The organism is Nonomuraea sp. KM88 (genome assembly GCF_052245635.1).
In the GTDB taxonomy this organism is placed as follows: Bacteria; Actinomycetota; Actinomycetes; order Streptosporangiales; family Streptosporangiaceae; genus Nonomuraea.
Map to the genome: position 1 here is coordinate 594092 of NZ_JBQQCC010000002.1, position 13539 is coordinate 607630.

At 71.8% G+C, this 13539-nt stretch carries 13 protein-coding genes; 7 read left to right on the top strand and 6 right to left on the bottom strand.

From position 1 onward, the window contains the following. Positions 1-21: 21 nt before the first annotated feature. Positions 22-2034 carry an ATP-dependent DNA helicase gene (locus tag ACTWPV_RS08515; RefSeq protein WP_443151286.1) on the bottom strand — a complete coding sequence of 671 codons (2013 nt, stop codon included), beginning with the start codon at positions 2032-2034 and terminating at the stop codon, positions 22-24. A gap of 230 nt (positions 2035-2264) precedes the next feature. On the opposite strand from ACTWPV_RS08515, the gene ACTWPV_RS08520 reads away from it, so the two are divergent. Further along, the gene (locus ACTWPV_RS08520) at positions 2265-3410 is read left to right on the top strand and encodes a hypothetical protein (RefSeq protein WP_443151287.1); all 1146 of its coding nucleotides are present in this window, start codon (positions 2265-2267) and stop codon (positions 3408-3410) included. Positions 3411-3605: 195 nt separating this feature from the next. Further along, complete coding sequence (locus tag ACTWPV_RS08525; protein WP_443151288.1) at positions 3606-5183, top strand: Na+/H+ antiporter; 1578 nt, start codon at positions 3606-3608, stop codon at positions 5181-5183. Here the strand turns inward: ACTWPV_RS08525 and ACTWPV_RS08530 are convergent. The 5 genes from ACTWPV_RS08530 to ACTWPV_RS08550 all read right to left on the bottom strand — a co-directional run bounded on the left by ACTWPV_RS08530 (position 5180) and on the right by ACTWPV_RS08550 (position 10616). Beyond that, a complete protein-coding gene (locus tag ACTWPV_RS08530; RefSeq protein WP_347644242.1) occupies positions 5180-5437 on the bottom strand; it encodes a UBP-type zinc finger domain-containing protein in 258 nt (85 codons plus the stop codon). The two genes, ACTWPV_RS08525 and ACTWPV_RS08530, sit on opposite strands and share 4 nt — an antisense overlap. 154 nt (positions 5438-5591) lie before the next feature. Then, positions 5592-7712, bottom strand: a complete 2121-nt coding sequence (locus ACTWPV_RS08535; protein WP_443151289.1) for a transglycosylase domain-containing protein — start codon at positions 7710-7712, stop codon at positions 5592-5594. Further along, positions 7712-8620, bottom strand: coding sequence for a class A beta-lactamase (bla, locus tag ACTWPV_RS08540; RefSeq protein ID WP_443151290.1), 909 nt, complete (start codon positions 8618-8620; stop codon positions 7712-7714). Before bla ends, ACTWPV_RS08535 begins: the two co-directional genes overlap by 1 nt. A gap of 96 nt (positions 8621-8716) precedes the next feature. Continuing rightward, entirely contained in the window at positions 8717-9928 is a 1212-nt protein-coding gene (locus ACTWPV_RS08545) for an MFS transporter (protein ID WP_443151291.1), read from the bottom strand. Positions 9929-10028: 100 nt separating this feature from the next. After that, positions 10029-10616, bottom strand: a complete 588-nt coding sequence (locus tag ACTWPV_RS08550; RefSeq protein ID WP_443151292.1) for an ArsR/SmtB family transcription factor — start codon at positions 10614-10616, stop codon at positions 10029-10031. Positions 10617-10768: 152 nt separating this feature from the next. Here ACTWPV_RS08550 and ACTWPV_RS08555 point away from each other — a divergent pair, with 152 nt between their 5' ends. From ACTWPV_RS08555 to ACTWPV_RS08575, 5 genes are all read left to right on the top strand, one after another. Beyond that, positions 10769-11761, top strand: a complete 993-nt coding sequence (locus ACTWPV_RS08555) for an alpha/beta fold hydrolase (RefSeq protein WP_443151293.1) — start codon at positions 10769-10771, stop codon at positions 11759-11761. Between the two features lie 160 nt (positions 11762-11921). Continuing rightward, complete coding sequence (locus ACTWPV_RS08560) at positions 11922-12311, top strand: hypothetical protein (protein WP_347644236.1); 390 nt, start codon at positions 11922-11924, stop codon at positions 12309-12311. A gap of 64 nt (positions 12312-12375) precedes the next feature. Then, entirely contained in the window at positions 12376-12702 is a 327-nt protein-coding gene (locus ACTWPV_RS08565; RefSeq protein ID WP_347644235.1) for a YidH family protein, read from the top strand. An 8-nt stretch (positions 12703-12710) separates the two neighbouring features. Further along, a complete protein-coding gene (locus ACTWPV_RS08570; RefSeq protein ID WP_347644234.1) occupies positions 12711-13061 on the top strand; it encodes a DUF202 domain-containing protein in 351 nt (116 codons plus the stop codon). 69 nt (positions 13062-13130) lie between these two features. Continuing rightward, the gene (locus ACTWPV_RS08575; protein WP_347644233.1) at positions 13131-13442 is read left to right on the top strand and encodes a hypothetical protein; all 312 of its coding nucleotides are present in this window, start codon (positions 13131-13133) and stop codon (positions 13440-13442) included. The last annotated feature ends 97 nt before the right edge of the window (positions 13443-13539 follow it).

The following is a 13539-nucleotide window of genomic DNA, read 5'->3' on the forward strand; positions in this document are numbered from 1 at the left end:
TTACGCGAAAACGGTCATGTGTTAACCGTCGCGCGCCTCGGAGGCCGTTTCCGCGAGGCGTTTGAGTGCGGCTCGGGGGATGGCCGGGTCGTTCGTGCGCCAGAACGGCGGAAGGGAACCCAGGAGGAAGCCGCTGTAGCGGGCCGTGGCCAGGCGCGGGTCGAGGACCGCGATCACACCCTTGTCGTCCTGGGCGCGCAGGAGGCGGCCGGCGCCCTGGGCCAGCAGCAGGGCGGCGTGGTTGGCCGCCACCGCCATGAACCCGTTGCCGCCCTTGGCCGCCACGTGTCGCTGCCGCGCCGAGGTCAGCGGGTCGTCGGGGCGCGGGAACGGCACCCGGTCGATGATCACGAGCCGTAGCGACGGGCCGGGCACGTCGACGCCCTGCCACAGCGACAGCGTCCCGAACAGGCACGTCGGCTCGTCCTCGGCGAACTGCTTGACCAGCAGCATCGTCGAGTCGTCGCCCTGGCACAGCAGCGGCACGTCCAGCCGCTCGCGCAGCGCCTCGGTGGCCGCCTTGGCCGCCCGCATCGACGAGAACAACCCCAGCGTGCGGCCCCCGGCCGCCTCGATCAACTCGGCGATCTCGTCGAGGTAGGCTTGCGGCAGCCCGTCGCGCCCCGGCTGGGGCAGGTGTTTGGCGACGTAGAGGATGCCCGCGCGCGGATGGTCGAACGGCGAGCCGACGTCGATGCCCTGCCAGCTTCTGCCCTCGCCCAGCCCCCACTGCGCGGCCAGCGGGTCGAACGTGCCGCCGAGCGCGAGCGTGGCCGACGTGAGCACCACCGTGCGCTCCCCGAACAGCTTGTCGCGCAGCATGCCGCTGACGCTCAGCGGCGCGACCCGCAACATCGGCGGCCGGCGGTCGGTGCCGGCGTCGAGCCAGACCACCTCCGCCCGGTCGGCCTCCGCCGCGTGTCCGTAGGCCTCCAGCATGCGCACCGCGGTGTCGTGCACCTCGTCGAGTGCCGTGAACGCGGCCTTGCGCTGCCCCGCCTTGTCGGGGTCGTCCTTGTCGGCGTTGCGCGGGCCGAGCGCGGTGATGCATCGCCAGGCCGTGTCGCGTACGAGCGCCAGCGTCAGCCCGAGCACCTGGGGGAGCTCGTCGATGCGCCCGGGCGGCGCGGCGGCCAGCAGCGCCTTGAGGTCTTCGCCGGCCTCCATGAGCTGGTCGGCGATCGGCTGCTCGATCAGCCGGCCGACCCGGCGGACCGCCAGCATCACCGCGGTGTCGGACAGCTCGCTGGTGACCACCGACGTCACCCGGTCGACGAGCTCGTGGGCCTCGTCGACGACGACGACCTCGTGCTCGGGCAGCACCGGCAGCTCGCCCATGGCGTCGATGGCGAGCAGCGCGTGGTTGGTCACGACCACGTCGACCTCGCCCGCCCGCGCCCTGGCCAGCTCGGCGAAACACTCGGCGCCGCTCGGGCAGCGGGTGGCTCCCAGGCACTCCTGCGCGCTCACCGAGAACTGCCGCCACGCCTGCTCGCTCACGCCGGGCACCAGCTCGTCGCGGTCGCCGGTCTCGGTCTCCTCGGCCCACTCCTGGATGCGCTGCACCATGCGGCCGGTGGCGCTCACCTCGCGCGGGTCGAAGAGCTGGTCCTGCTCGTCCTCCTCGGGCCAGCCCGCCGTCGCCTTGTAGCGGCACAGATAGTTACGCCGGCCCTTGAGGATGGCGAACGTCGGCTCGTGCGGCAGCTCCTTGCCCAGTGCCTCGGAGAGCCTCGGCAGGTCGCGGTCGACAAGCTGGCGCTGCAGCGCGATCGTTGCCGTGGAGATCACGACCGGCTTCTCGCTGTCCATCGCGTGGCGGATCGAGGGCACGAGGTAGGCCACTGACTTGCCGGTGCCCGTGCCCGCCTGGACCGCCAGGTGCGTCTTGTCGTCGAGGGCCTGCCGCACGGCCTGGACCATGGTGACCTGGCCCTGCCGTTCGCTCCCTCCGAGAGCGTTGACCGCGATGCTGAGCAGTTCGTCCACTGACGGGAGATGGGAGTCCGGCACGGCACTAAACGCTACCTGCATTCCAGGGCCGCCGCGCCGAACGGGGCGTGATCGGCCAGACGCATCCCGGCATTCCTGAATCGGCGCGACGGCACGCATGGCACACTGGTCGATCGGGACTCCAGCTGGTGCCAGAAAGTCTCCACCGAGCGTGACCAGAAGGAATCCCGGTGTAGGTGGGAAGACCGGTCCCTTAGGGTTTTCCGGGGTTGAGTGGACGAATAAAGGCTGGTTAAAGCAATATGTCCTCCATGTCGGAAGTTGTCCCCTTGCCGTCGTTCGGCGAAGTCTTCTTCGATGCGCGAGGTCAGGAACGGTGTCTCCGCGTCACCTGGCACGAGGGCACACTGGTCCTCAGCCTCTGGCGCGGCGAGATGTGCACGGCGAGCTTCCGCATGCCCATGGAGGACGTCGGGCGGCTGCTCGACACCCTCGACGACGGCTACGCCGAGGCCACGGGCGAGCAGCCGGCCGTGCCCGCGCAGGAGCCGGGCACCGAGGTCATCCCCGGCACCGGCCAATACCACCGGCCGCCCCAGCACGCTCAGCAACCACCGCAGCAGCCGCAGCCCGACGACCGGCCCACGGCGGCCCTGTCGCCCAACGACGTCCTCGTGGCCAGGGGCGCGCCGCCGGCACCCCAGGACAAACTGGTGGCCTCGTACGGCGAGATCGCGGCGCCGAGGGAGCAGCACGCGCCCGCCTATGGCGAGACCGCGGCCCCCAGAGAGCAGCACACCCCCGCCTACGGTGAGCGGACCCCCTTCACCGGCCCTCAATACGTCGACCAGACCGCCCCGCAGCAGGCCTACACCGGTGACCCTTTCAGCGGCCCTCAGTACACCGCCGACCCGGTGAGCGGCCCGCACTACATCCAGCAGGGCCAGGCCGAGCCCTTCACCGGCCCTCAGTACGTCGAGAACGAACCGGTCTACCAGATGCCCGGCGACCAGCGCCGTCAGGCGCCGGCCAGCACCGACCCGCCGGGCTTCCCCTCGCAGGCCGCCGACCCCTACCAGCCTGTCCAGCAGCACCGGCCCGACCCGTATCCGTCGGACCCGTACCCGTCCGACCCTTACGGACGCCGCTCCGACACCTCCTACGGGCAGCCCCAGCCGCAACAACCGCAGCCTCAGCAGACCCAGCCGAGCACGGCCGGTCTGGGCACCCCCATGCACGGCATCCCGGGAGCCGGCCGGCCCCGCCCGGCCCCGCAGCAGCGTCAGGTGCCGCCCCACCAGAACCCCGTGGACCCGCTGCTGACCCTCGGCCGCCAGGAACAGGGTGATCCCGAGATGACCCGCCCGTACGTCGGGGACCCGATGTTCTCCACGGGCGAGCGGCTGCGCCCCGAGCAGCCGGACTACCACGAAAGAAGCGACCGCAGGGAGTGGTGACGGGTACCCGCAGGTCCCTCGCCGCGACGCGTCCGCCGCCGCACGTCCGTGCCCCCGCGCAAACCGTTCCCGCGGGATCCGTTCGTGCGTGACTCGTTGGTGCGGGATCCGTCCCCGCGCCGGCGTGCGCCAGGCCACTCCCCTCCCGCGGGTACGCTCACCGCGGGGTGATGGGGCCGAGGGGAGGGGGCGCCGGTGAATCCCACCATGGGCCTGCAACTGCTGGTGGTGGCCGGGGGCGCCGTCGCAGTAGCGGCCGTGGCGCGGCGTATGGGCTGGCCGGCGCCGCTGCTGCTGGTCGCCGCGGGGCTGCTGGTGTCGCCCCTGGTCCCTCCGGTGCCGCTGGACCCGGAGCTGGCGCTGTTCGTGTTCCTGCCGCCGCTGCTCTACTCCGCCGCACTCGACAGTTCCTACCTGCGGCTGCGCGAGGCCAGGCGGCCTGTGGGGCTGCTGTCGGTCGGGCTGGTGGTGTTCACCGCGGTCGTGGTGGGGCTGGTCGTCCACCTCCTGCTGCCGGGCCTGCCGCTGGCGCTGGCGTTCGCTTTCGGCGCGATCGTCGCCCCGCCCGACGCGGTGGCGGCCGTCGCGGTCGGCCGGCGGCTGGGCCTGCCGCGCCAGACGCTGACGATCCTCGTCGGCGAGAGCCTGTTCAACGACGCCACCGCGCTGACGCTCTACCGGGTGGCCATCGGGGCGGCCGTTGGCGCTTCGGTCGACCTGGCCGAGGGCGCGGGCCTGTTCGTGCTCGCCGCGGCGGGCGGCGTGGCGATCGGGATGGCGCTGGCGTACGCGCTCTCGTGGTTGTTCGAGCGCACGCGCGACTCGATGGTCGAGAACGCGCTGATGTTGCTGATCCCGTTTGCCGCCTATCTCGCAGCGGAGTCAGTGGACGCCTCCGGCGTGATCGCGGTCGTGATCGTCGGTCTTCACCTGGGGCACCGCATGCACCTGCGCGGGTTCGGGACGCGTCTGGTGTCCGGCGCCGTGTGGAAGGTCACCGCCTTCCTGCTCGAGTCGATCGTGTTCGCGCTGATCGGGCTGCAGCTGGAGACCGTGGTGGAGGGCCTCACCGGCGTCAGCCCGTGGCAGGTCGCCGGATATGCCGCAGCGGTGCTGGTGGTGACGATCGCCAGCAGGTTCGTGTGGTTGTTCGCGGTGTCGTCCCTGGTCAACCTGCTGCACAGGGAAGAGCGGCCGCCCTCCCGGCGGCAGGTGACGCTGCTGGGGTGGGCGGGCATGCGGGGCGTGGTGTCGCTGGCGGCGGCGTTCGCCATCCCGCCCGAGGTGCCCGAGCGCGACCGCGCGATGCTGCTGTTCCTGACGTTCACCACCGTGATCGGCACACTCCTCATCCAGGGCACCACGTTCCCCGCGCTGATCAGGCGGTTGCGGGTGTCGAGCGACCAGGAGGACTACGAGGACCGCCTGGCCGAGGCGGCGGCCCAGCAGGCGGCGTTGGAGGAGGGGCTGGCGGAGCTGGATCGGCTGCTCGCCGAGCTGGGCGAGCCGGACGAGATCCAGAAGCAGGTCATCGACCAGCTCAGGGAGAAGTCGTGGCGCCGGTCGTTGTCGGCGTGGGAGCGGCTGGGCGGCGGCACCGGCCAGGACGGCGCGGAGACTCCCAGCGCTCTCTATCGGCGCCTGCGCCGCGAGATGCTCCAGGCCGAGCGCCGGGTGTTCGTGCGCCTGCGCGACGAGCGCCGCATCGAGGACGAGGTACTGCGCGAGCTGATGGGGCAGCTCGACCTCGAAGAGGCGATGCTGGAGCGTTAGCCCATCCGGCTGTCCACGAAGCACCAGCGCCATGCCTCGCCGGGTTCGTAGGACTGCATCACGGGGTGGCTGGTGGCGTGGAAGTGCGCGGTGGCGTGCTTGGCCGGCGAGGAGTCGCAGCAGCCGATGTGGCCGCACTCCAGGCAGCGCCGCAGGTGCACCCAGCGCCCTCCGTCGGCCAGGCACTCCTCGCAACCCTCCGGGGTCCTTGCCGCAGGGTCGTCGGCCTGGGAAAGGTGTTCGCACGTGGCCATGCACCCATCCTATGACCCGCCGTGCGGCTCGGCTCGTGGAGGGCGGTCGGCGACCACCAGCGCGGCGGCGGAACCTCGGTGACCACGGCCATTTTCGTGACGTCCTGGTCGAAGAGCGATCGGATCCTCTCCGGTATCGGTTCGTACATGTCCATCAAGGGAGTCGTGTTCCCGGGCTCTCCGGGTTCTCCGCATCACGCCGCCCGGGACGGCAGAGCTCGTCGCAGCCGCCGAACCGGGCCGTGTCCATCGCGGTGAACGGCGTCGGCGCCACGCGCTTCAGCGCCGCCGCCATCGTGTCCCGCCAGATGGGGCCGGGCACGCTCGCGCCCTGCACCGCACCGTGGTACCGGCCGCCCAGCGTCACCCCGACGAGCTTGTGGCGCTGGGAGCCGCGCGGGTCGCCGACGCTCACCGCGCCCGCCAGGTCGGGGGTGAACCCGGCGAACCACGCCGCCGCGTAGTCGTCGGTGGTGCCGGTCTTGCCTGCCGCGTCACGGCCGATGCCGCCGACGCCGCTCATCGTGCCCTTGGTGAACACGCCCGACAACACGGACGAGGCCGCGTCCGCGACGGCGGGGTCGAGCACCTGGCGGCATTTCGGCCGGTAGCGGGTGGTCGAGCCGTCCCGGTCGGTGATGCGGGTGATCGCCATCGGCGCGCAGTGGCGGCCGCGCGCCCCGATCGCCGCGTACGCGTTCGCCACCGTCACCGGGTCCATCTCGTTGATGCCGAGCGTGAACGTCTCGTACTCCTGCAGCTTCTTCCCGTCCGCGCGGCGGATCCCCAGCGACTCGGCCATCGTGACCGTCGCGCACAGCCCGACCCGCTGCTCCAGCTCCATGAAGAACGTGTTGACGGAGTCCCACGTGCCGGTCCGCAGCGTCTTCCACCCGGGCGAGCCCTCGTCGTTGGTGACCGTGTGCGCGGGGTCGCCGACGTTCTCGCCCGCGCAGTTCCGGAACGCCGCGTGATCCGGCGCGCGGTAACCGGCGCCCGCCTTGAGGCCGTCGTCCACCTTCATGCCCTGCTTCAACGCGGCGAGCAGGGTGAATGTCTTGAACGTGGAGCCCGCCTGGAACCCCGCCCCGCCCCCGTGCGCGGCGTCCGCGACCACGTTGTACGAGATCTCGTTCCGGTCCGCGCTGCGGCCGTAGCGCCTGCTGGCGGCCATCGCCCTGATCGCGCCGGTGCCTGGCTGGACCAGGGCCTCGGCCGCCACGGCGCGGTCGGAGGGCCTGACCCACGTCTTGATCGCCCGGTCGGCGGCGGCCTGCATGGCCGGGTCGATCGTGGTCCTGATGGTCAGGCCGCCGCGGTTGAGCCTGGCCAGGCGGTCCCGGGCGGTCGGGCCGAAGCCGGGGTCGCTGAGGATCTCATGCCTGACATAAAGGCAGAAGTACGGATATTTGCTGGATTCACAGCCGCCCGGGAGCTTCGTGCCCCTGTACCCCAGCCCGGTGGCCTCAGCCTCAGCCGCCTCAGCCGGGGTGATCTTGCCGAGTTCGGCCATCCGGCCCAGCACGACGTCACGCCGCGCCCGCAGCCGCTCGCGCTGCGCCCTGCCCAGGTTGGGGTCGGTGGCGTTGGGATCCTGCACGGCCCCGGCCAGCGTCGCCGCCTGGGCCAGGGTCAGATCGGAGGCCCTGACGCCGAAGAAACGTTTCGCCGCCGCCTCCACGCCGTAGGCGCCGGCGCCGAAATACGCGATGTTCAGATATTTCTCGAGGATCTGGTCCTTGGTGTACTTCTCCTCGACCGCCATGGCGTAGCGCAGTTCGCTGAGCTTGCGCGCGTAGCTGGCCTCCACCGCCGCGTTGCGCTCCTCGTCACTGCCGGCCGAGTTGAGCAGCACCTGCTTGACGTACTGCTGGGTGATGCTCGACCCGCCCTGGCTGACCCGGCCCGCCCGCAGGTTCGCGGCCAGCGCCCGGAGGGTGCCCTCGACGTCGATCGCGCCGTGCTCGTAGAAGCGGTAGTCCTCGATCGAGACGATCGCCGTCTTCATCACGCCGGCGATCTCGTCGAAGCCGACGACCTCGCGGTATTCCTCGTAGAAGCGGGCGATCTCCTTCCCCCTGGCGTCCTGCACGACCGTGACCTCCGCCGGCGGCGGCTCGACGAGGTCGGCGGGCTCGAGGTTCACCCCGTCGGCCGCCGCCACGAACCCGAACCCCGCGCCGCCCACGGCGGGCAGCGCGATTCCCGCGACCAGCACGCCCGCCGCCACTCCCACGGCGGCGAGGCGTACGATCTGCGTCCCCCGGCGTGCCATCAGAGTCTGCCGAGCCCGCGGGCCAGGATGGTGGCGGTCTTCGCGATGGTCTTGTCGTCGGCGGCCAGGCCAGGCGTGCGGTTGGTGTAGATGGCCATGATGATGGGAGCGGCCTTCTGGTCCGGCCAGATGACGGCGATGTCGTTACCGCCGCCGAACCCGTCGGAGTTGGTGCCGGTCTTGTCGCCGATCGTCCAGGTCTTGGGCAGGCCGGCGCGGATGCGGGCGTCTCCGGTCTTGTTGGCGATCAGCCAGGCGTTGAGCCGGGCGCGGTCCTTGGCGTTGAGCGCCTTGCCGTACGTGACGGCGCGCAGGTCGCGGGCGATGGCCGACGGGGTGGTGGTGTCGCGCCGGCTCTTGGGCGTCCAGTCGTTGAGCTCGGTCTCCCAGCGGTCGAGGCGTGAGACGCGGTCCTTCAGCGACCGGAAGTATCTGGTCAGCCAGGCCGGTCCGCCGATCTGCTTCAGCACCATGTTGCCCGCGGTGTTGTCGCTCCTGGTGATGGCGGCGTCGCAGAGCGCGGCCACGGTCATGCCGTCCTTGACGTGCTTCTCCGTGACGGGGGAGTAGTCCACCAGCTCGCGGGCCGTCCACCGGACACGCTTGTTCATCAGCCCCGGCCGGGAGGTGCGGGCCTTGTGCAGCACCGCCGCGCACGCCATCGCCTTGAACGTGGACAGCAGCGGGAACCGCTCGCCCGACCGGTACGCGATCGTCCTGCCGGTGGCGGTGTCGATCGCGTACGCGCCGATGCGGCCCTTGAACGAGCTCTCCAGGGCTCGCAACTCCTTCGCGGCCCTGGCCTGGCCGGATGTGACCGTCGTGGCCGAGGCCGTGCCGGTGACGAGACCGCACCCGAGGAGGGTGATCGTCAGAGTGGTCGCCGTCGCCGCCCGGAGGTGTCGCATGTCGAATCCTTCGCCGTCGTCCGCCAGAGGGCAGGAGCAAAGCAGATGCGATCAGCGGATGTCTAATAGCGATATCGCGAAGGGATCGATATCGGATCACGCATGACGCCAGGTCAGCAGCGCCATGGCACCGGCGATGGCCAGCCCGAGCGCGTGCAGGCACAAGGTCGGGACGATGCCGAGCACACCGCCGAGCACCCCCGCGGCCGCCATGCCGGCCAGCGACGTGGCCGCCTGGGCGCTGCCCAGCAGGCCGATGACGCCGCCGCGGCGATCGTCGGTGGTGACGGTCTGGGCAAGGGTGGTGAAGCCCGCCATCGCGGCCGCCGCGGGGACGCCGGCCAGCACGATCAGCACGAGCGCGGGCCAGAGCGCGGGCCCGGATGCCGGCAGGGCGAGGGGGTAGGCGAACAGCGCCAGATCGACCGCCCCGAACACGATCGTCCCCCAGCCCAGTAACCCCCGCGGGGCCGCCCTGCCCGGGCGGGCCGCGACGACGAGCCCGCCGAGCAGCCCGCCGACCGCCTGCACCGACAGGAACAGCCCGTACGCGTCACCGCCGCCGCCGAGGACGTCCGCGACGAAGGGCGCGGCCAGCGTGGCGAAGATCCCTTCGCCCAGCCCTGTGATCACCATGTACGCCACCAGCACGCGCACGCCCGCGTTCCCCATGGCCAGGCGGAGCCCCGAGATCCACTGCCCGCCCGCCGACATCGACCGTGCGGGCCGTCCCGGCGCCCGTACCGCCGCCTGCAGGGCCGCGGAGACGACGAAGCTGGTGACGTCGACGAGCACGACGGCGGGCAGTCCGCCCGCGCTGACGGCGACGCCGCCCAGCATCGCCCCCAGCAGGCGGGCCAGCTGCCCGCTCTGCCCGTGCAGGGCGTTGGCACGGACGAGCTGGGACTCCGCCACGACCTGCGGGAGCAGCGCCTTCTGCGCGGGGACGAGCACCGTGCTGAGGACGCCCGTCCAGAGCGCGACCGCGTACACGATCCACATCTGGGCCGGGTCGTGCACCGCCAGCAGCGGTAGCAGCCCGAGGGCGAGCAGCAGCTCGGTGACGACCAGCAGCCGCCGGCGGTCCCAGCGGTCGGCCAGCATCCCGGCCACCGATCCGAGCAGCACGTCGGGCAGCCGCGTGACCACCAGCATGACGGCGGTGGACAGCGTCGAGCCGGTGAGCTGGTAGACGTGGAAGGCCAGGCCGGTGCTGATCGCCCAGTCGCCGGTCTGCGAGACCAGGCCGGCGGCGAGCAGCCGCCGGTAGTCGCGGTTGCCGCGCAGCGGTCCCGGCGCCCCGGACACCGCCCCGGATGCCGCGGTGTCCGGCGCCCCGGGCGGCTTCCCGGGCGGCTTCCCGGGCGGTGTCTCATCCGGTGTCCCGGGTGGTGTCCCGGCGGGCGCCTCAGCCATCGGAGCCGGCCGGTGGCAGCGGGACGACGACCTGCGTCAGGAGCACGGGCCGGGCGCCGTCGGGCTGCGCCGCCGGGTCGCCGACGCGCGCCATCAGCGGCTCCAGCAGCTCCGTGATGGCCGCGCCGATCTCGGCTACCTCGTCGGGCGTGGCGTGGAGGTAGAAGTTGCCGATCCCGCCGATCGAACGCCACGGCTCCGGCTCCTCCTGCCGCCGCTCCCCCCAGTCCGCCAGCCGCGCCAGCGCCCGCTCGGCGATGACCTGCTCCAGCAGGCTCCTGGCGGCCGAGTGCTCGAGCCCGGGCGCGCTGTCGTCCCACTCCTGGACGCGCTCGGTCACCTTCCACGGCCGTTCGCGCTCGTCGCGGGCCTCGGCCTGCTCCACGAAGCCGTATTTGGCGAGCTGCCGCAGGTGGTAGGAGGCCAGTGCCTGGCTGACGCCGGTCTCGCGCCCGGCGTCGGCGGCGGTCGTGGGGCCCGACCGCAGCAGCAGCTCGTGCAGCGCCAGCCGGACAGGATGGGCGAAGGCCCGCATGGCGGCCGGGTCGTCGAGCCGCCGCCGCGAGGATTCCAAAGACATGCTTGGAATCTTCGAGCCGAGGGGATGGGGATGTCAAGGAAATCCTTGGCATCAGGCACCCGCATCGGGAATCCGTTGCCGGAACGGCAAGGCGATGTGTGCGCGCCGCCCCGGGCCCGCATGATGCGAAGAGCAACCCCTTGGGAGGACGCATGACCGATCACCCGTCTTTCTCGCCCGCCGAGGTGCGGCACCGGCTGGTGGAGACGCCCGGCGGCCGCATCCACGTGGCGGAACAGGGCACGGGCCCCCTGGTCCTGCTGGTCCACGGCTTCCCCGAGTCGTGGTATTCCTGGCGGCACCAGCTTCCCGCCCTCGCCGCGGCGGGCTTCCGCGCGGCGGCCATCGACGTGCGCGGCTACGGCCGCTCGTCCAAGCCCGCGCAGACGCACGCGTACCGGATGCTCGACCACGTCGCCGACAACGTCGCCGTCGTGCGCGCGCTCGGCGAGCGGTCCGCGGTGGTCGCGGGCCACGACTGGGGGTCGCCGATCGCCGCCAACAGCGCCCTGCTCAGGCCGGACGTGTTCACCGCGGTGGCCCTGTTCAGCGTGCCCTATTCCCCGCGCGGCCCCGTCCGGCCCACCGACGCCTTCGCCCGCCTCGGCGGGGAGGAGGAGTTCTACGTCAGCTACTTCCAGCGGCCCGGGCGGGCGGAGGCGGAGATCGAACCCGACGTCCGCGGCTGGCTGGCGGGCATCTACGCCGCGCTCTCGGCCGGCACGATGCCCGCGACGGGCGTCTCATCCGTTCCCGAAGGCGGCCGGCTCTCCGACCGTTTCCCCAAGGGCGGGCTGCCGTCCTGGCTCACCGAGGCCGACCTCGACGTCTACGCCGGCGAGTTCGAGCGGACCGGGCTGACCGGCGCCCTCAACCGCTACCGCAACGTCGACCGCGACTGGGAGGACCTCGCCGCGTGGGACGGCGCCCCGATCACCCAGCCCGCGTTGTTCGCCGGAGGCGAGCTCGACCCCACCACCACCTGGATGGCCGGGGTCATCAAGGCGCTCCCCGAGACGATGCCCGGCCTGATCGCCTCCCACATCCTCGACGGCTGCGGCCACTGGCTCCAGCAGGAGCGCCCCGGCGAGGTCAACCGCCTCCTCACCGGCTGGCTCCGGCTCCACACCCCGCCCACCAGGTGAACTGCCGTCTTTCCGCGTGCGGGCCCGGAAACCGGAGCCGGCCGGCTCGAGAGCCCCCACCCGGACGAACCGTGTGCGGGCGATCGCAGGTTTCGGTCGCGTCTACTGTCCGAAAAACAGCGGTCACGTCGCGTGGCCGTTCGTTGGGTAGGGTCGAAACATGCGCCACCTCAAGAGCCGGTTCCTGCCCCTTGCCGCTTTCGCCGTGTGCCTTTTCGCCGCCGGGTGCGGCGAGGTCAACGACACCATCGACAAGGCCCAGGCGTGCCTGGAGGCGCCGAAGATCGTCACTGATCTGGGCGCGCAGATCGCCAAGCTGACCGACGACCCGCAAGCCATGGACAAGGCGCTCGACGACGCCGCGACCAAGCTCAACGACGTGGCCGACAAGGCCGCCAACACCACGCTCAAGGAGGCCACCGACGACCTGGCCGCGACCCTGAGCGGCATCTCCGTCACCAGCGTCAACGACGCCGTCGACGCGGCGCAGAAGGTCGGCACCGACTCGGCCGCCTACCTGGAGAAGGTCGCCAAGGCCTGCACCGGCTGACCTCCGACAGAAAGGGCAATCCCAACTTCTCTAGGGGAAAAGTAGACGAATTACCGTTTTTGTCATGGAACCCGACCCGCGTTTCACCTTGGCCAACGAACGCACCTTTCTCACCTGGCTGAGCACGGCGCTGGCGCTCAGCGCGGGCGGGGTGGCCATGGCGGCGGTTCCGGCCGACATGTTCGTGCCCTGGATCCGTACCACCCTGGCCATCATGCTCGTCACGCTCTCCGCCCTGGCCGCGGGCTTGGCCTACCCGCGCTGGCGCAACATCCAGCGCGCCCTGCGCCGGCAGGCGCCGCTGCCTCCGCCCGCGCTCGCGGCCGTCTTCGGCTACGGTGTCGCGGCCGTCGCCGTGATCGCCCTCGTCCTCATCGTCCTGTCGATCTGAGGCCGCGGGTGGGGGAGGAGGCGAAGGCGCCCGACGAGGAGATCTGGGACCAAGGGCTGCAGAGCGAACGCACCCGGCTGGCCTGGGTGCGCACGGCGGTGGCCCTGGCGACCGGCGGGCTGGGCGCGGCCGGCCTGTCCGCCAGGCACGGCCTGCCCCTCCTCGCCGTCACGGGGTTCGCCCTGGCCGCGCTCTGCGGCGCCGTGCTGCTGATCAGGACCAGGGCACGGTTCCGCCGGGTGCAGGCCGCCCTGCACGGCGGCCGGCCCCTGGACTCCCGGCTGGACGCCGTCTTCGCGTGGCTCGGCACCTTGAGCCTGGTCGCGGGCGCCATGGCCTTCGTGCTCACGGTCAGGTAGCCGGCACGCGGGCCAGGTTGCGATGTTCCCCCAGGCGGGCGGACACTCGAAAGCGAGGGGGTGACCTCGTTGACCGAAGAACTCAGGACCGTGCCCTTCGAATGCCGCCGCTGCTGGCATGTCTGGGAAGAGCAGTATCTGGTCAGGCGCATCGACGACCGCCACGGCAACGAGACCGAGGTGTGGCTGCGCGACGGCCTGCCCGTGCTGCCGCCAGGGCCGGGCGTGATCTGCCCGCACTGCGGGTGCCAGCAGTCCACCAGGTTCCCGGACGGCTATCTGTCGCGTCATCCGGAGCTCGTCCCGCCGGCTGAGCCCGGCGTGCCCGACGCGACACCGCTGCTCAGCCCGGTGCAGCGGCGCCGCCGGGGCCTGACCTGACTCTTGGCGAGCATTCCATAGCGCTTAGTGTTACAAAGGCTGGCCTTGTCGGGCGTACGGGACCGGACGGACACTCGGGTCCGACACCGATCCGCAG